Annotated in this window: 21 protein-coding genes; 16 read left to right on the top strand and 5 right to left on the bottom strand. The window is 64.8% G+C overall.

Annotated features, from left to right (window positions below; translation table 11 throughout):
* Position 1 precedes the first annotated feature (1 nt).
* Positions 2-358, bottom strand: a complete 357-nt coding sequence (gene rpoZ / locus DEM26_RS08405; RefSeq protein ID WP_075775405.1) for a DNA-directed RNA polymerase subunit omega — start codon at positions 356-358, stop codon at positions 2-4.
* A gap of 98 nt (positions 359-456) precedes the next feature.
* Complete coding sequence (gene folK / locus DEM26_RS08410; protein ID WP_075775404.1) at positions 457-1,017, bottom strand: 2-amino-4-hydroxy-6-hydroxymethyldihydropteridine diphosphokinase; 561 nt, start codon at positions 1,015-1,017, stop codon at positions 457-459.
* Between the two features lie 150 nt (positions 1,018-1,167).
* Between folK and DEM26_RS08415 the strand changes: the two genes are divergently transcribed.
* The 7 genes from DEM26_RS08415 to DEM26_RS08445 all read left to right on the top strand — a co-directional run bounded on the left by DEM26_RS08415 (position 1,168) and on the right by DEM26_RS08445 (position 5,445).
* Positions 1,168-1,731 carry a LabA-like NYN domain-containing protein gene (locus DEM26_RS08415; protein WP_075775403.1) on the top strand — a complete coding sequence of 188 codons (564 nt, stop codon included), beginning with the start codon at positions 1,168-1,170 and terminating at the stop codon, positions 1,729-1,731.
* Positions 1,732-1,842: 111 nt separating this feature from the next.
* Positions 1,843-2,289 (top strand): YqaA family protein, encoded by a 447-nt coding sequence (locus DEM26_RS08420; RefSeq protein ID WP_088723099.1) that lies wholly within the window; start codon positions 1,843-1,845, stop codon positions 2,287-2,289.
* Between the two features lie 60 nt (positions 2,290-2,349).
* Positions 2,350-3,297: a 4-hydroxy-3-methylbut-2-enyl diphosphate reductase gene (gene ispH, locus DEM26_RS08425; RefSeq protein WP_075775401.1), complete on the top strand. Its 948-nt coding sequence runs from the start codon at positions 2,350-2,352 to the stop codon at positions 3,295-3,297.
* The gene (locus DEM26_RS08430) at positions 3,297-3,725 is read left to right on the top strand and encodes a DUF3429 domain-containing protein (protein WP_077701026.1); all 429 of its coding nucleotides are present in this window, start codon (positions 3,297-3,299) and stop codon (positions 3,723-3,725) included. The genes ispH and DEM26_RS08430 overlap by 1 nt, the downstream gene beginning before the upstream one ends.
* A gap of 4 nt (positions 3,726-3,729) precedes the next feature.
* Positions 3,730-4,335: a glutathione S-transferase family protein gene (locus tag DEM26_RS08435; RefSeq protein ID WP_088723100.1), complete on the top strand. Its 606-nt coding sequence runs from the start codon at positions 3,730-3,732 to the stop codon at positions 4,333-4,335.
* On the top strand, positions 4,328-4,792 hold the full coding sequence (gene rnhA, locus DEM26_RS08440; protein ID WP_075775464.1) for a ribonuclease HI: 465 nt from the start codon (positions 4,328-4,330) through the stop codon (positions 4,790-4,792). Before DEM26_RS08435 ends, rnhA begins: the two co-directional genes overlap by 8 nt.
* Positions 4,789-5,445, top strand: coding sequence for a trimeric intracellular cation channel family protein (locus DEM26_RS08445; protein WP_075775399.1), 657 nt, complete (start codon positions 4,789-4,791; stop codon positions 5,443-5,445). The genes rnhA and DEM26_RS08445 overlap by 4 nt, the downstream gene beginning before the upstream one ends.
* 10 nt (positions 5,446-5,455) lie before the next feature.
* Here DEM26_RS08445 and DEM26_RS08450 read toward each other — a convergent pair whose 3' ends face one another.
* Together DEM26_RS08450 and DEM26_RS08455 are read right to left on the bottom strand one after the other, a co-directional pair.
* Positions 5,456-6,172 (bottom strand): LrgB family protein, encoded by a 717-nt coding sequence (locus DEM26_RS08450; protein WP_075775398.1) that lies wholly within the window; start codon positions 6,170-6,172, stop codon positions 5,456-5,458.
* Positions 6,165-6,521 (bottom strand): CidA/LrgA family protein, encoded by a 357-nt coding sequence (locus DEM26_RS08455; RefSeq protein ID WP_109172155.1) that lies wholly within the window; start codon positions 6,519-6,521, stop codon positions 6,165-6,167. The genes DEM26_RS08450 and DEM26_RS08455 overlap by 8 nt, the downstream gene beginning before the upstream one ends.
* Before the next feature lie 261 nt (positions 6,522-6,782).
* Here DEM26_RS08455 and smc point away from each other — a divergent pair, with 261 nt between their 5' ends.
* The 6 genes from smc (at position 6,783) to DEM26_RS08485 (ending at position 14,229) form a co-directional block, all read left to right on the top strand.
* The gene (gene smc / locus DEM26_RS08460) at positions 6,783-10,241 is read left to right on the top strand and encodes a chromosome segregation protein SMC (protein WP_109172156.1); all 3,459 of its coding nucleotides are present in this window, start codon (positions 6,783-6,785) and stop codon (positions 10,239-10,241) included.
* 173 nt (positions 10,242-10,414) lie between these two features.
* Positions 10,415-10,870: a RidA family protein gene (locus DEM26_RS08465; protein WP_075775395.1), complete on the top strand. Its 456-nt coding sequence runs from the start codon at positions 10,415-10,417 to the stop codon at positions 10,868-10,870.
* On the top strand, positions 10,870-11,634 hold the full coding sequence (locus DEM26_RS08470) for a glycerophosphodiester phosphodiesterase family protein (RefSeq protein WP_109172157.1): 765 nt from the start codon (positions 10,870-10,872) through the stop codon (positions 11,632-11,634). The genes DEM26_RS08465 and DEM26_RS08470 overlap by 1 nt, the downstream gene beginning before the upstream one ends.
* A gap of 57 nt (positions 11,635-11,691) precedes the next feature.
* A complete protein-coding gene (locus tag DEM26_RS08475) occupies positions 11,692-12,879 on the top strand; it encodes a GNAT family N-acetyltransferase (RefSeq protein ID WP_109172158.1) in 1,188 nt (395 codons plus the stop codon).
* 39 nt (positions 12,880-12,918) lie between these two features.
* Positions 12,919-13,800: a mechanosensitive ion channel family protein gene (locus tag DEM26_RS08480; RefSeq protein ID WP_075775392.1), complete on the top strand. Its 882-nt coding sequence runs from the start codon at positions 12,919-12,921 to the stop codon at positions 13,798-13,800.
* Positions 13,801-13,857: 57 nt separating this feature from the next.
* A complete protein-coding gene (locus DEM26_RS08485) occupies positions 13,858-14,229 on the top strand; it encodes a 4a-hydroxytetrahydrobiopterin dehydratase (RefSeq protein WP_088723105.1) in 372 nt (123 codons plus the stop codon).
* A 54-nt stretch (positions 14,230-14,283) separates the two neighbouring features.
* Here DEM26_RS08485 and DEM26_RS08490 read toward each other — a convergent pair whose 3' ends face one another.
* On the bottom strand, positions 14,284-14,772 hold the full coding sequence (locus DEM26_RS08490; RefSeq protein ID WP_109172159.1) for a peroxiredoxin: 489 nt from the start codon (positions 14,770-14,772) through the stop codon (positions 14,284-14,286).
* A gap of 82 nt (positions 14,773-14,854) precedes the next feature.
* On the opposite strand from DEM26_RS08490, the gene DEM26_RS08495 reads away from it, so the two are divergent.
* Genes DEM26_RS08495 through DEM26_RS08505 form a run of 3 tightly spaced genes read left to right on the top strand, consistent with a single transcriptional unit; the run spans position 14,855 to position 17,279 of the window.
* Positions 14,855-16,054, top strand: coding sequence for an NAD(P)/FAD-dependent oxidoreductase (locus DEM26_RS08495; protein ID WP_109172160.1), 1,200 nt, complete (start codon positions 14,855-14,857; stop codon positions 16,052-16,054).
* The gene (gene rsmD, locus DEM26_RS08500; protein ID WP_109172161.1) at positions 16,051-16,614 is read left to right on the top strand and encodes a 16S rRNA (guanine(966)-N(2))-methyltransferase RsmD; all 564 of its coding nucleotides are present in this window, start codon (positions 16,051-16,053) and stop codon (positions 16,612-16,614) included. The genes DEM26_RS08495 and rsmD overlap by 4 nt, the downstream gene beginning before the upstream one ends.
* Positions 16,611-17,279, top strand: coding sequence for an HAD family hydrolase (locus DEM26_RS08505; protein ID WP_088725180.1), 669 nt, complete (start codon positions 16,611-16,613; stop codon positions 17,277-17,279). The genes rsmD and DEM26_RS08505 overlap by 4 nt, the downstream gene beginning before the upstream one ends.
* Positions 17,280-17,339: the final 60 nt, after the last annotated feature.

Below are 17,339 nucleotides of genomic sequence, written 5' to 3' on the forward strand. Positions count from 1 at the left end.
ATTACTCGCGCCCTTGCGCGTCCATCAGCGCGCGCAGCATGCGCTCTTCGCTCATGTCGTCCTCGACGGCACGATCGGGGGATTCGCCACCCATGAGCATCGCCATCGAGTCCTCTTCGGGCTCGTCGACCTCGATCTGGGTCTGGTTGCTCTCGATGAGACGCTCACGCAGATCCTCGGCCGATTGGGTCTCCTCGGCGATTTCGCGCAGAGCGACGACGGGGTTTTTATCGTTGTCGCGCTCGACCGTGATGGGAGCGCCAGCAGCGATTTCGCGGGCACGATGCGAAGCGAGCATTACCAGCTCGAAGCGGTTCGGAACCTTGTCAACGCAATCTTCAACCGTCACGCGGGCCATGAATCTCTCCAGAAGAACTCGGATTGAGGGCCCTACTTAGGCTTTGCAGTGCGGAAACACAAGCGCCCATCCACCCCGCCCGCAGGGTTTTGCCCCCCTCATAGCGGAGAAATCGACGATTTTTCCGCTTCCGGAAGCGCTGCAAGCATCTCCATCACGCTTTGCCCCGTCACCGGATGGGGCCAGAGCGGCGCGATTTCGGCAAGGGGAATCAGCACGAAAGCCCTGTCCTGCAAGCGCGGATGCGGCAGGATCAGCTCGCTCGGGGCCTCGCGCTGCTGCGCGTCCTGCGGAAGATTCTGCCAGCGCAAAAAGGCGTCGCGATCCGGCAGAACCCGCTCCTCTGATGCAATCAGGTCAACATCAATGACCCGCGCGCTCCAGCGGCCTTCCCGCACGCGGCCAAATTCTTCTTCCAAGACATGAAGTTGCGCGAGGACATCGCGAGGTTGCAAATTGCATCGCATTTTGCAACAAGCATTCACGAAGTCGGGACCGGCCCCAGCGGGAACGGCGGGCGTAGACCAGAAGCGGCTAATTGCCACCATGGAAAAACCCAGTTGCTCCAAGCGCTCCAAAGCGGCGCAGAGCGTTTCGCGAGGAGACCCATATTGGCTCGGTAAATTCGCCCCTAAAGCGACCAAATAGTTAGTGTCCATAAAGACAGATTCCGTTTCCCTCGCGAAATGCGATATGTCCTAGTTAAATCTGGTCGGCCCTCCCCGCCTGTGCAAGACTGAGATACGGTTAATCCTTTCCGTATCGGCACATGAGCGATCTGGTCCACCCCACCTGTGCAAGAGGACTGTATGTTCTACAAGGACGAACGACTCGCCCTGTTCATAGACGGATCTAATCTTTATGCGGCCGCCAAGGCGCTTGGCTTTGATATTGATTACAAGCTGTTGAGACAAGAATTCGAGCGCCGCGGCAAACTCGTGCGCGCGTTTTATTACACAGCCCTCCTGGAGAGCGAAGAATATTCGCCGATCCGTCCGCTGGTGGATTGGCTGAATTACAACGGCTTCGCGATGGTTACCAAGCCCGCGAAGGAATATACGGATTCCATGGGCCGCCGAAAGGTGAAGGGCAATATGGATATCGAGCTGGCCGTCGACGCGATGGAGCTCGCACCGCGCCTCGATCATATCGTGCTGTTCTCTGGCGATGGCGATTTCCGGCCGCTGGTCGAAAGCCTTCAGCGTCAGGGCTGCCGTGTCTCGGTCGTCTCGACGATCCGCTCGCAGCCGCCGATGATCGCTGACGAACTGCGTCGCCAGGCCGATAATTTCATCGAACTCGACGCGCTGCGCGAAGTTATCGGGCGTCCGCCGCGCGAGCCGCGCGAAGGCGAAGACGGCAGCGAGAGCTGATCCGGGGCCTGACGCGGGCCGTAATTCGTGATTGAAGGGGCGTGCGGATCACCTGCGCGCCCTTCGTCTTTTCCGGGATCGTTCTCCCGGCTGCCTTTCACGAAAGCCCTGATGCTCGAAAACGTCTCCCTGCTCGGCCTCTTCGTCTCGGCCCTTCTGGCCGCCACGCCGATCCCCTTCCAGTCGGAAGTGGTTTTCGTGGCGCTGCAGACCCTCGGCACCCAGAATATCTGGCTGATGATCCTCGTCGCCGCCGTGGGTAATACGATCGGCTCGCTCGTCACTTATGCGATCGGTCTCGGCGTGACCCGCTGGAAAGATCGCAAATGGTTTCCCGCGAACGAGACGCAGCTCGCGCGCGGCCACCGTTGGTTCGAGCGCTGGGGGATCGGGCTATTGCTGCTGAGCTGGGCGCCCGGAGGCGACCTGATCTGCCTCGTCGCGGGCATCCTGCGGATGTCGATGTGGCTGTTCCTGCCGCTGGTCTTCATCGCGAAAGCGGGACGCTACGCGGTGCTGGCATGGCTGACGGCACAGGCCATCGGGCTTGCAAGCTGATCGCCTCTGGACGCGAGGCTGGTGGAGCTTTACGTCTGAACCCGAACAAAGGAGCGCGCGATGAAACCCTCCCTGACACTCTATCTCGCAGCCCCGCGCGGCTTTTGCGCGGGCGTCGACCGGGCGATCAAGATCGTCGAGATGGCCCTCGAGAAATGGGGCGCACCGGTCTATGTGCGCCACGAGATCGTGCATAACAAATACGTCGTCGACAGTCTGCGCGACCAAGGCGCCGTCTTTGTCGAAGAGCTCGACGAATGCCCCGACGACCGACCGGTGATCTTCTCGGCCCACGGCGTGCCGAAATCGGTGCCCGCCGAGGCTTCGCGGCGCGAGATGATCTATGTTGACGCGACCTGCCCACTGGTGAGCAAGGTCCATAAGGAAGCCGAGCGGCACTCGAAAGAGGGGCTGCAGATGGTCATGATCGGCCATGCCGGCCACCCGGAAGTTCTCGGCACGATGGGGCAACTGCCTGAAGGCGAGGTGCTACTGGTCGAAACGGTCGAAGACGTGGCCAAGATCACACCGCGCGACCCCGACCAACTGGCCTTTATCACCCAGACCACGCTTTCGGTCGATGACACGGCAGCAATCGTCGAGGCCCTGCAGGACCGCTTCCCGAAGATCGTCGGCCCCGCCAAGGAAGACATCTGCTATGCCACCACGAACCGTCAGGCGGCAGTGAAGGCGATGGCCGATCAGATCGACGCGCTGCTGGTGATCGGCGCGCCGAACTCGTCCAACTCGCGGCGTCTCGTCGAGGTCGGCAAGGCTTCGGGCTGTGCCTATTCGCAACTCGTGCAACGCGCCGAGGATATCGACTGGCGCGCGCTGGAAGGCGTAAAGACGGTCGGCGTGACCGCAGGCGCGTCAGCACCGGAAGTGCTGATCGACGAGGTGATCGACGCTTTCCGCCAACGCTTTGACCTGACGGTCGACCAGATCGAAACCGCCCGCGAGGACATCGAGTTCAAGGTGCCGCGCGTATTGCGGGAAGCCTCGTGATGCGCGGTATGGGTCCGAAAATCCCCGGCGGCGCGCTGATCCTCGGCCTTGCCGGGCTGATCCCGTTCCTTTGGGGCGTGCTGGTGGTGCAGACCGGGCAATTCGCCTTCGTCGCCGATCCGCGTGTAGCCGTGCTCGCCTATGGCCTGATGATCTTCTGCTTCATGGCGGGCAGCCTCTGGGGCTTCGCGGCGCGGGCGGAATGGGAGACGGGCTATTTCCTCGCCGTGGCCCCGGTCCTCTTCTTCATCGCTTTCGTGGCGCTCGGGATGCCGGTGAATTTCGTACTGCTTCTCGGCTTCCTCGCCCTGCTGCCGCTCGACTGGCTGTTCCAGAAGTTCGGTCATACGCCGCTCTGGTGGCTGAAACTGCGCATCGGCCTGACGGCAGTCGTCGTCGCCTGCCTGATCGCGATCGTAAGGACGTAACGAGATGAAGCTTTATTCGATGCCCTCCTCGGGCAACAGCTACAAGGTGCGTCTGCTGATGGCGCTGCTGGGCGAGAGCTATGACCGGGTCGATGTGGAATATGACAGCGACGCATTGGCTCAGGCGCATGAAAGCGGGGCCCTTCCCTTCGGCAAAGCACCCACGCTCCAACTCGATGACGGGCGGGTGCTGGGCGAATCCAACGCGATCCTGACCTATCTCGGCGAAGGCTCGCGCTTCGTGCCGGAGGATCGTTTCGCCCGGGCGCAGATGCTGTCCTGGATGTTCTGGGAGCAGAACCAGCACGAGGGCGTCATCGCCGTGCGCGCCGCGATCCTGTGCTATCCGCATCGCGCCCATGAGCGAACGCAGGAGACGCTTGACGCGCTGGAAGTGCGCGGCCACGTCCTTTTGGGCATCATGGAGCAGCGGCTGGAGCAGGCGGATTGGCTTGCAGGCGACGCGATGAGCCTCGCCGATATCTGCCTCTACGCCTATACCCACACCGCCGACACGCGCGGCGGCTATGATCTCGAGCCCTTCCCGGCGCTGCGCCGCTGGCTCGACCGGATCGCTAAGCTCGACGGCTATGTGGGTCTCGATGGCTAAGCTTTACGCATGGACGGATGGCGCGTGCAGCGGCAATCCCGGCCCCGGCGGCTGGGGCGTCTTGATGCGCGCGATGGACGGCGAAGCGGTCGTCAAGGAGCGCGAGCTCAAGGGAGGCGAGGCCGAGACCACCAATAACCGGATGGAGCTTCTGGCCGCGATCAACGCGCTGGAGGCCCTGACCCGCGACACCGCGATCACGATCACCACAGACTCCGCATACGTGAAGAACGGCGTGACCGGCTGGATCCACGGCTGGAAGCGCAACGGCTGGAAGACTGCGGCGAAGAAACCGGTGAAGAACGTCGATCTCTGGCAGCGGCTCGACGAGGCGCAGCGCCGCCATCGCGTGACCTGGGAATGGATCAAGGGCCATGCGGGCCACCCGGAGAACGAGCGCGCCGATGAATTGGCCCGCGCCGGGATGGAGCCCTTCAAACCGGCCAAGCAAAAATGACCGCCCTGCCCGCATGGCTGGGAGATTTTCCCGTGGGTGCGGCGCTGGATTACGCTTCGGTGCTGGTCTTCGCACTGACCGGGGCGCTGGTCGCCTCGCGCCAGCAGCTCGACCTCGTGGGCTTCATCTTCGTTGCCGCGCTGACTGCTATCGGCGGCGGCACCCTGCGCGACCTGCTTCTCGGCCGTGACCCGGTCTTCTGGGTCGGCGATCCCACCTATGTGCTTATCGCGGCGGGGGCGGCGGTGGTCGTGTTCTTCACCGCGCATCTTCTGGAAAGCCGCTATCGTGCACTGCTGTGGCTGGATGCCTGCGCATTGGCGGTGGCGGTACCGGCGGGCGTGGCGATCACGATGCGGCTGGAACATGGCCCAGTGATCGTCTTGATCATGGGCATCGCCACCGGCACCTTCGGGGGCCTGATGCGCGACGTGGTTTGCAACGAGGTGCCGCTGGTCCTCAAACAGGGCGAGCTTTACCTGTCCTGCGCCTTCGCAGGGGCAGCGAGCGCGCTGGTCGCGACGGCGCTCGGAGCGGATACGCTGCTGGCGCTGCTGATCTGCGGCGGCGTGACTTTCGCGCTGCGCGCCGGATCGCTGCGCTTCGGCTGGAAGCTCCCGGTCTACAAGGCCCGCCCGCCGCGCCAATATTGACGGAAGTCGATTAACCGAAGTAACTCAGCACGACCGGCGCGAGGAAGGCGGTCAGCACCGCGTTCAGCCCCATTCCGATGGACGCAAACGCCCCCGCGGTCTCATGTACCTGAAAGGCACGCGCCGTGCCGATCCCGTGGGCCGCGACGCCCACCGCGAAGCCCCGCGCCCGCCAGTCGCGAAAGCCCAGCAGGTTGAGCATCGGCGTCACCGTAATCGCCCCGATCATCCCGGTCAGGATCACCAACGCCGCCGTCAGCGACGGCTCCCCGCCCAAGCTTTGCGAAATCCCGATAGCCACCGGGGCCGTCACCGATTTCGGCGCGAGCGAGGCGAGCAACTCAGGCCCCGCCCCCATCGCCTTCGCAATCGCCAGAACCGAGACGATGGCCGTGACCGACCCCGCCACCAGCCCCGCTGCGATCGGCAGCAGGGCGCGCTTCACCTTGGGCAGGTTCGCATGCAGCGGCACCGCCAGGCAGACCGTCGCCGGGCCCAGCATGAAATGCACGAATTGCGCCCCGTCGAAATAGCGCTGATAGGGCGTGCCGGTCATCAGGAGCACCGCGCCGAGGATCACCACCGCGATCATCACCGGATTGGCGAAGGGGTTGCGGTTCACGCTTTTGAAGATCGCATCCCCGATCCAATAGGCGATCAGCGTCGCCCAGAGCCACAGCAGCGGTTCGGAGGACAGATAGGACCAGAGCTTGAACGGATCAGTCATCCACATCGCTCCGCGTCAGCTTCGCCACCGCGACGAAAACCGCCGCACCGACCACGATCGCCAGCATGGTCGACACCCCCAGCGCCACCGCCAGTCCAAGCCCATGCTCGCGCAGCGCGCCGAGATGCGCGACGATCCCCACGCCCGCCGGCACAAAGAGAAGCGACAGGTGTTGCAAGACGAACTGGGCAGTGGGGCGCACGATCTGCTGCACCTTGCCCGAGACGCTCATCACGATCAGCAGGAAGATCATCCCCAGAACCGGGCCGGGAAGCGGTAGCTGCAAGGCGCGGGACAGGATCTCGCCGGCGAGTTGGCAGGCGAGGATCAGGGACAGGGCTGGGATCATCGGTCGGCTCCTTGGGTCGCTTTCGATGCTAAGCCTGCCCGCACAAAAGGAAAAGACGGACTATTCAAGAGCTTCAGGCGAAACACGCTTCTCCCGGCTTCGAGGATCCGGAGCGCAAATAGCGCGAAATACCGGCGAGAATACGCCAATATCTTGTGGATAATGCCGCCATCATCTCCAGATGAAGTGTCTTCCCATTGACTCGCAGGCCTGCTCTACGGACACTTCTCAGTACTCATTCAGATTCGGAAAGTTCGGCAATTGCGCTTCTCTCGGCTACGTCTCAACGGTTTCAAGAGCTTCGTGGACCCCACGGATCTCGTGATCCATGACGGGCTGACCGGCGTCGTCGGGCCCAATGGCTGCGGCAAGTCGAACCTCCTGGAAGCGCTGCGCTGGGTGATGGGCGAGAACCGCCCCTCGGCGATGCGCGGCGGCGGGATGGAAGACGTGATCTTCGCGGGTGCCTCGTCGCGGGGCGCGCGCAATTTCGCGGAAGTCGCGCTGCAGATCGACAATACCGAGCGGCTCGCGCCCTCGGGGTTCAACGACAGCGACGGGCTGGAAATCGTGCGCCGGATCACCCGCGATGCGGGCTCGGCCTACAAGGTGAACTCCAAGGACGTGCGCGCTCGAGACGTTCAGATGCTGTTCGCGGACGCCTCGACCGGCGCGCATTCGCCCGCACTCGTGCGGCAGGGCCAGATTTCCGAGCTGATCAACGCCAAGCCGAAGAACCGTCGCCGCATCCTCGAGGAAGCGGCCGGGATTTCCGGGCTCTATCAGCGCCGCCACGAGGCGGAGCTGAAGCTGAACGGCGCCGAGCAGAACCTGACGCGCGTCGATGACGTGATCGAGCAACTCGCCTCGCAGCTGGCTACCCTCGCCCGGCAGGCCCGTCAGGCCGCGCGCTACCGCACCATCGGCGAAGAGCTGCGCCGCGCCGAGGGGATGCTGCTGTATCGTCGTTGGCGCGAAGCCGATCTGGCCCGCACGACCGCCGAAGAGGCGCATCGCGAGAAGGTCACCGGGGCCGCGCAAGCCGAGAGAGCCTCCCGCGAGGCGGCGAAAGCCCGGCAGGGCAAGGAAGACGCATTGCCGCCGCTGCGCGAGGAAGAAGCCATCGCAGGCGCGATCCTGCAACGCCTCACCGTACAGCGCGACGCGCTCTCGGATCAGGAAGATCAGGCGATTGCGCGGATCGAGACGCTGAAGGCCCGGATCGAGCAGCTCGTGCGCGACATGGAGCGCGAAGCGGGCCTAAATCGCGATGCGGGGGAGACGATCGGGCGGCTCGAATGGGAGCAGGCGCAGATCGCGAAAGCCTCCGAGGGGCATGAAGACAAGCTGGCCGCAGCGGTCGATGCCGCCCATGAGGCTGCGCAGATTCTGCAGGAGCGCGAGGCGCAACTGTCGGAACTGACCGAGGATGTCGCGCGGCTCGCGGCCCGCCACCAGTCGTCGCAGCGTTTGGTGACCGACAACCGCGCGACGGCCGAGAAATCCGAGGCCGCCGCCGCGCAGGCGAAGCAAGCTGCCGAGGCTGCTGCCGCCGCGCTTGCGAAGGCGAATGCGGAATTCGAGGCAGCCGAAGGCGCACAGACACAAGCGCAAGCTGCCGCCGAAGCTGCCGAAGAGTCGTTGGCCGCTGCCGATGACGCGCGCGCCGAGGCGCAGGGCCGCGAAAGCGCAGCCCGGGCAGCGCGCTCGGAGGCCGAGGGCGAAGCGGGGGCCTTGCGCGCCGAAGTCTCGGCACTGGCTCGTCTGGTCGAGCGCGAAGCCTCCAACGGTCAGCAAATTCTCGACCGCGTCCGGGTGGATCGTGGCTACGAGGCGGCCCTTGGTGCCGCCCTCGCCGATGACCTGCGCGCGCCGGAAGTCGGCGAGGATGACGCGACCGGCTGGCAAGCCCTCCCCGACTATCCCACGCCGCAACCCCTGCCCGCCGGGGTCGAGCCGCTCTCGGCCCATGTCGACGTGCCCGACGTGCTGGTCCGCCGGATTTCGCAGATTGGTCTGGTAGAGGATTATGACGAGGGCGCGCGGCTGCAGGATCAGCTGGCCCCCGGTCAGCGGCTGGTGTCGACCGAGGGCGACCTGTGGCGCTGGGACGGCTATCGCGCCGGCGCCGAGGATGCCCCGACCGCCGCCGCACTGCGCCTGCAACAGCTCAACCGTCTGGTGGAATTGAAGCGCGATCTCGAAGAGGCCGAGGCGCGCGCTTCGGGCGCGAAATCCGCTCATGAGGCGCTGACCGCCGCGCTGGCCGAGGCCACACGCGCCGATGCCAGCGCCCGCGAGGCGCGCCGCGAGGCCGATCGCCGTCTGGCCGAGGCGGGCCGCGCGCTCAGCCGCGCCGAGGCCGATCGTTCCATCGCCAGCTCCAAGCTTGAAAGCGCACAGCTCGCCGTCGCACGCCACGAGGAAGAAGCTAGCAGCGCGCGGATGGCGCTGCGCGAGGCGGTGAATGCGCAATCCTCCCTGCCCGATCTGGACGCCGCGCGCGGCGACGTCGAGGCTGTGAAGATGACCGTCGAAGCGGCGCGGATGACGATGATGACCAAGCGCTCCGCCCATGACGAAATCCGTCGCGAGGGCGAGGCGCGGCTGAAGCGTCGGCAGGAGATCACCAAGGAAATCTCCGGTTGGCGGCACCGGCTGGAGACCGCAGAGAAACGCTCCGCCGAGCTGGAAACCCGCAAGATCGAGAGCGAGGCGGAGTTGAAAGACGCCTCCGCCGCCCCTGAGGAATTGGCCGCGAAACGCGCCGAGCTGTCGGAAGCCATTGCCACCGCCGAAGCGCGTCAGGCCGAAGCGTCGGAAAAGCTGTCGGGCGCGGAAACCGCCCTGCGCGAGGCGCAGCTGGCCGAGCGCGAGGCCGAACGTCTGGCTGGCGAGGCGCGCGAAGCCCGCGCCCGCGCCGAGGCCCGCGTCGACGCGGCGCGCGAAACCGTCGCCTATGCCGCCGAACGCATCCTAGAAGAGACCGAGAAGTCGCCGCAGGATCTGCTGGAAAGCCTCGATACCGATCCCGAGAAGATGCCCGACGCGGAGAAGCTCGACGCGGAAGTGAACCGGCTCAAGCGACTGCGCGAAAGCCTCGGCGCAGTCAACCTGCGCGCCGAGGAAGATGCGCGCGAGGTACAGGAAGAGCATGACGCGCTGGTGCAGGAGAAATCCGATCTCGAAGAGGCGATCCGCAAGCTGCGCGCCGGGATTTCGGGTCTCAACCGCGAAGGGCGCGAGCGTCTTCTGACCGCGTTCGAGCAGGTGAACGAGAACTTCCGCACGCTGTTCACCCACCTCTTCGGCGGTGGCTCTGCGAACCTGCAACTGGTCGAAAGCGACGACCCGCTGGAGGCCGGTCTCGAGATCATGTGCCAGCCGCCGGGCAAGAAGCTGTCCACGCTGTCGCTGTTGTCGGGCGGGGAGCAGACGCTGACCGCGATGGCGCTGATTTTCGCGGTCTTCATGGCCAACCCCGCGCCGATCTGCGTGCTTGACGAGGTCGACGCGCCGCTAGACGACGCCAACGTTACGCGCTTCTGCGACCTGCTCGACGAGATGACGCGGCGCACCGATACGCGCTTTTTGATCATCACCCACCATGCGGTGACGATGGCGCGGATGGACCGGCTGTTCGGGGTGACGATGCAGGAGCAGGGCGTGAGCCAGCTCGTCTCGGTCGACCTGAAGAAGGCCGAGGCGCTGGTGGCGTAACAGCAAGGGGCTCCGCCCTCGTCGCCGTAGGGCGACAAAACTAAAGGGTGAAGGGGCTCTACCCTGCGCTATCGCGCCCCGGGATATTTTCATCAAGAAGAAGAGAAGCGATTCCGCTTGCGGGAGAAAAGGCGCGCGCCTAGCCTCGCGTCGAATTTCACATGGAGGGCGCAATGGCCAAGATCGAAGCACGTCTCGAAGAGTTGGGGATTCAGCTTCCCGATGCCCCGGCACCGGCCGCGAATTACGTGCCCTTCGTGCGCACCGGCAATCAGCTGTTCGTCTCGGGGCAAATCTCGAACGGGCCCGAGGGTCTGATCCGCGGCAAACTCGGCGACGGCATGGACGTCGAAGAGGGCGCGATGGCGGCGCGTTTCTGCGGGCTGGCTCTGATCGCCCAGGCGAAAGCGGCCATCGGCGATCTCGACAAACTTCGCGTGGTGAAGCTGGTGGGATTCGTGAACTCCACCACTGATTTCACCGATCAGCCCAAGGTCATCAACGGCTGCTCCGACCTGATGGTCGAGGTCTTCGGCGAAGCCGGGCGTCACGCGCGTTCGGCGGTCTCGGCGGCTTCGCTGCCGATGGGCGTCGCAGTCGAGATCGAGGCGATTTTCGAGGTCGCGTGATGGCATTGCATCCTGATTTTCTCCGGCTTCCGATCGCGCATAGGGCTTTGCACGACTACACGCTGGGCCGCCCTGAGAACAGCCGCGGGGCGATCCGCGCGGCAATCGCCGCGGGTTACGGAATCGAGATCGACGTGCAGCTCTCCGCCGATGGCGTGCCGATGGTGTTTCACGACTACGCGCTGGACCGGCTGACCGCAGAGCGCGGCCCGGTGCGCCAGCGAACGGCGGCGGAGCTGGGTGCGATCCATCTGAGCGGCACGGAGGAAGGTATTCCGACCCTCGTCGAAGTGCTGGAGATCGTGAAAGGCCAAGTGCCGCTTCTGGTCGAGATCAAGGATCAGGACGGGGCTCTCGGTTCGCAGATCGGCGCGCTGGAGGAGGCGACGGCGCTGTTGCTGCGCGATTACGAGGGCCCGGTCGCAGTGATGTCCTTCAACCCCCATGCGGTGGCGGCTTTCGGCGAATTGGCCCCGGACGTCGCTGTCGGTCTGACAACCTCGGCCTACCAGCCCAATGACTGGGCTCTGCTGCCCGCGGCGCGCGGCGACGAGCTGCGCCACATCCCCGATTTCGATCGCGTCGGGGCGGCCTTCATCTCGCATGAGGCGAAGGACCTGAACGCGCTTCGGGTGACCGAGCTGAAATCGCTCGGCGTGCCGGTTCTGTGCTGGACGATCCGCTCCGTCGACGAGGAGGCGCTGGCGCGGCGGGTCGCCGATAACGTGACCTTCGAAGGCTACCTCTCGGCGCTTCCGGCTTGACGCGGAGCGCGCGGGGCACAGATTCAGGCAAAGGATCGCCTAACCTCCCGGGATGAAATGGATCAAAGCGTTGAAATCACGCTTTATTCGGATATTTCCGAAATAAGTGAAACAGACTGGAATGCCTGCGCCTGCCCCGAAACCGGGGATGGGGAACGGGCGTTCGACCCGTTCACCACACATCGGTTTCTTGCCGCCCTCGAGGCCTCCGGCTCGGTCGGGCCGGGCACGGGCTGGGATGCGCGGCATCTGGTGGCGCGGATGGGCAATCGGATCATCGGCGTCGCGCCGCTCTACGTGAAATCGCACAGTCAGGGCGAATATGTCTTCGATCACGGCTGGGCCGATGCGTTCGAGCGCGCGGGCGGGCGCTATTACCCCAAGCTGCAATGCGCGGTGCCCTTCACCCCAGTGGCCGGGCGGCGTCTGCTGGTTCTGCCGGGGCTGGAAGAGGCCGGGGGCCGCGCGCTCCTGGCTGGCATGGCGCAGATCGCGGAAGGGGCCGGGGTTTCCTCGGTCCATATGACGTTTTGTACCGAGGACGAGGCTGAGCTTGCCACCGAAGCGGGCTGGCTGCCACGGATCGGGCAGCAGTTCCATTGGTTCAACGAGGGGTATGAGAGTTTCGACCAGTTCCTCGGCGAACTGAGCTCACGCAAGCGCAAGGCTTTGCGCAAGGAGCGTCAGCGGGCGCAGGCCTTCGGCGGCGAGATCGTGCAGTTGACCGGCGACGACATACTGCCCGAGCATTGGGACGCGTTCTGGCAGTTCTATCAGGACACTGGCGCGCGAAAATGGGGCCGCCCCTACCTGACTCGTGCCTTCTTCGATCTTCTGCACGAGATGCGCGACGACGTGCTTCTGGTGCTTGCGATGAACGGCGACCGCCCGATCGCCGGTGCGCTGAACCTGATCGGGCGCGAGGCTCTGTACGGGCGCTACTGGGGGTGTATCGAGGATCACCCCTTCCTGCATTTCGAGCTTTGCTACCATCAGGCGGTCGATTACGCGATCGCGCACAAGCTGAGCCGGGTCGAGGCCGGCGCGCAGGGCGAACACAAGCTGGCGCGCGGCTACCTGCCCGTCGCCACCCATTCGGCGCACTGGATTGGCCATGAAGGTCTGCGCGGCGCCGTCGCGGAGTACTTGGAAGCCGAACGCGCCGCCGTGGACGAAGATATCGAGATACTGACCGAAATGGGCCCGTTCCGGAGCCCCTCGGGTGGCAGCGATGAGCAGGCGTGATAAGTAGCGGTGTTAAAGGACGTATGACGGGAGCGATGAATGAATTTCAATGACCTGACCGATGTCAGCGCGTGGCTGACGCAGGATCGGATCGATGCGGCCATCATGGTTGCGGTGAATGTGGTGGCTGCGCTGGTGATCCTGCTGGTCGCAATGGCGATCTCGGCCTGGGCCAAACGGCGCATCGTGGCGCTGTCGCAGCGCTACAAGCGGCTGGACGACACGCTCTTCGGCTTCCTCGGGAACATGGTGAAATACCTGATCCTCGCGATCGGGGTGATCTTCATCCTAAACCGCTTCGGCATCCAGACCACGTCGCTGGCCGCCCTCGTCGGTGCTGCCGGTCTGGCCATCGGTCTCGCGCTGCAGGGCACGCTGTCGAACCTCGCCGCCGGGGTGATGATCATCCTGTTCCGCCCGTTCCGCCAAGGCGACTACATCGCCGCGGGCTCGGAAAGCGGCACGGTGACCGAGATTCAGCTCTTCTACACGGTTCTGACGACCTATGACGGCATCCAGATCATCGTGCCCAACAGCGACATCTGGTCGAGCGCGATCACCAATTACTCCGCCAATCCGACACGTATGATGGATCTGACGATCGGCGTCGCCTATGACGCGGATCTCAAGAAAACGCAGGAAGTGCTGGAGAAGATCTCGCTCTCCGATCCGCGCGCCCTGCCGGAGCCCGCGCCGGTGATCCGCGTGAAGCAGCTCGGCGACAGCTCGGTCGATTTTACCTTCCGTGTCTGGGCCACCACCGCCGACTTCTGGGGGCTTCAGGCGGAATATACCCGCAAGATCAAGGAGGAGTTCGACGCGAACGGCATCGGCATCCCCTTCCCTACGCGCACGCTCGAAGTGGTGCAGGTGCCGAAGATCGAAACCCGCAGCGTGACACGCGAAAGCGGCGCCGCTTGAACTGGCGGCCCGCTGCTGCAAGGCTGCGGGCCAGCTTAACGTATCAGGGAGTAAGCGATGACTTCGAAGCTCGAACCCGAGGAACGCAGGGCGCTGCTGAACGCGCTTGAAGATACCGGATGGCGCGCGGCCGATGGACAGGATGCCCTGATCAAGCGGCTCCTGTTCAAGGACTTCTCCGCCGCGTGGGGCTTCATGAGCCAAGCCGCGCTTTGCGCCGAAAAGATGGATCACCATCCCGACTGGCGCAACGTCTACAACAAGCTCGAGATCACGCTGACGACCCATGACTGCGGCGGCATCAGCGTGCTCGATATCGAGCTAGCCGGTGCGCTGGACTCGCTGGCCGAAGGCGTCGCCGAGGTCGATCGCGACATCGGACGCCCGTTGATGCGACTGGCCGAGCCGGTTCCGAAAGACGAAGACTGACGAAAAACGCCCGGCTCCTTGGCCGGGCGTTTTCCTTTGCATTTGGGCCGCGGATCAGATCTCCGCGAGAAGTCCTTCGCCTGCGGAGGCTTCACAGGTGCCGGGGCTTTCCTCAACATTCAGATGCTTGACCACACCGTCCTCGACGAGCATCGCATAGCGCTTCGAGCGGTTGATGAGACCCGCGGGCGGCGCCGTGAAATCCATCTCGATCGCCTGCGTGAATGCGGCTTCCGGGTCGGCCAGCATGGTCAGCCCCGCCTCGGTCGCGCCCGTCGCCTCGCCCCACGACTTCATCACGAAGGGGTCGTTGACCGAGACGCAGATGATCTCGTCCACGCCCTTCTCCGCAAATTGGTCCTTGGTGCGGATGAAGCTCGGCACATGGGCGGTCGTGCAGACGCCGGTATAGGCGCCCGGCACCGCGAAGATCACGATCTTGCGGCCCTTCATCTTGTCACCAAGGCTCACGGGCTGCGGCCCTTCATCGCCCATCGCGAGGAGAGTCGCGCCAGGAAGAACGTCGCCGGTCGAAATAGTCATGAAAAGCTCCGATTTGTTCGCGTTGCACTTGTTCCGCCCGTCGATATAGGGTCATGCGCGAGCCGGGCCAGTGGAGAAAGATATGGGTGGAATAGTGATCGTCGGCGCGGGACAGGCCGCAGCCTCGATGGCCGCGAAACTGCGGGCACTGAAATATGACGGCACGATCACCGTGATCGGCGCAGAGCCGGTGCCCCCCTATCAACGCCCACCGCTGTCGAAAGCCTATCTGCTGGGCGAGATGGAGCTGGAGCGGCTGACCCTGCGCGCCCCGGACTGGTGGCAGGAAAACGACATTACGCTGCGGCTCGGCACCTCGGTCACCGCAATCGACACCGAGGCGCGGACGGTGACCCTGTCGGATGGCGAGACGCTGGATTATGCCGAACTGGCGCTCTGCACCGGGGCCACGCCGCGCCGCCTGCCCGCCGCGATCGGCGGCGATCTGGGCAATGTCTTCACCGTGCGCAACCTCGCCGATGTCGACCGGATGCAGCCCCTTTTCACCGCCGGCAAACGGCTGGTCGTGGTGGGCGGCGGTTATATCGGGCTGGAGGCGGCCGCGGTCGCGCGCAAGCTCGGCCTCGAGGTGACGCTGGTCGAGGCCGCGCCGCGCATCCTCGGCCGCGTCGCCTGCAAGGAGACCGCAGACGCGATCCGCGCGCTGCACAGCGAGCGCGGCGTGGAAATCCTCGAAGGGGTCGGCCTGACGCGACTGACCGGCGGGGGAACCGTCACCGGCGCAATCCTCGAGGACGGGCGCGAATTGCCCGCCGATTTCGTGATCGTCGGCATCGGCATCACCCCCGACGAGGAAGTCGCCCGCGAAGCCGGTATCCATTGCGAGAACGGCATCGCCGCCGACGAGCAGGGCCGCACCTCCGTGCCCCATATCTGGGCGGCGGGGGATTGTGCCTCCTTCCCCGGCGCCGAGGAGCGGATCCGCCTCGAATCCGTCGGCAACGCGATCGACATGGGCGAGCTGGTCGCCGAGAACATGCTGGGTGCAGGTCGTCCTTACACCCCGAAAGCGTGGTTTTGGTCGGACCAGTTCGACGCGAAGCTGCAGATCGCCGGGCTCAATGCGGGCTACGATGAGGTCGTCACCCGCCGCGATGAGGGCAGCAGCTTCTGGTATTTCCGCGACGGCCGCCTGATCGCGGTGGACGCGATCAATGACGCGCGCGCCTACATGGTCGGCAAGCGCCTGATCGAAGCTGGCAAACCCGTCACGCCCGAGGCGGTCGAGACCACGGCAGAGTTGAAAGCCCTGATGAAATGAGAATTATCGGAGGCGCGAAACGCGGGCTGAAGCTGGCGGATGTGGGTGCAGGCGACATGGATGCCCATCTGCGCCCCACGACCGACCGCGTGCGCGAGTCGATCTTCAACCTGCTGACCAATGGCGGGCACGGCAATCCGGTGCCCGAGGCGCGGGTGCTTGACCTCTTCGCAGGTACCGGCGCACTGGGGCTGGAGGCGCTGTCGCGCGGCGCGGCCCGGGTGGCTTTCGTCGATGACGGCACCGCCGCCCGCGCGCTTCTGCGCCGCAACATCGAGGCTATGCGCGCGATGGGCGTGACGGATGTCTGGCGGCGCGATGCGACCAATATGGGCCCCAATCGCGGCCCCGGCTACGACCTCATCTTCCTCGATCCGCCCTACGGGATGGGCTTGGGCGAACGCGCCCTCGCCTCCTGTCTCGAGAATGGATGGATCGCTCCGGGTGCGATGATCGTTTGGGAGGAGAACACCGCGCCGATCCTGCCCGCCGCCCTCGAACAGCTCGACCAGCGTCGCTATGGCGACACGCTCGTAACTCTTGCCCAGATGCCCGAATGACGCAACACCACCCGATCCCGCACGCCGTCCTGTTCGATTGCGACGGGGTGCTCGTCGACAGCGAGCCCGCGACCTTCGATCTGATTCAGGAAGAATTCGCCCGCCACGGCGTGCACAAGACGATCTCCGAACTGGAAGACGCCTTCATCGGATCCACCATCGAGAACGTCTATCAATGGGGCCGCGAGCATGGGGCCGATCTGCCCGACGGCTGGGTCGACAGCTATTACAAGGCGCTCTACGCGCGGTTGCGCGAGGGGACCGAGCTGATGCCCGGCATCCCGCGCCTTCTCGCGCGTCTCGATGCGGAAGGCATTCCCTTCGCGGTCGGCTCGAACGGCCGGAAAGCGAAGATGGAGGCGACACTGGGCCAGCACCCGGATATCCGCACGCGGCTGGAGGGGCTGCTGTTCTCGGGTCAGGACATGGGCATGCCAAAGCCGAAACCCGATCTCTACATCCATGCCGCGCGCCATCTGGGCGCTGATCCGGCGGCCTGCGTGGTGATCGAGGACAGTCCTACCGGGGCGCGTGCGGCGAAAAACGCGGGGATGCGTTGTTTGGGCTACTCGCCGAAAGGCGACAATCCGCGGCTCGCGGCGGAAGGCGCGGAGCTCTTCACCGACATGCGTCAGGTGCCGCGGCTCATCGGCCTCGACCCCTGATCTTCGGCTTGGCTAAAATATCCCGGGGGTGAGCCGGGATCAGCCGCCTTCCAGTGGAAG

Source organism: Thioclava sp. NG1, assembly GCF_003122275.1.
Taxonomy (GTDB): Bacteria; Pseudomonadota; Alphaproteobacteria; order Rhodobacterales; family Rhodobacteraceae; genus Thioclava; species Thioclava nitratireducens.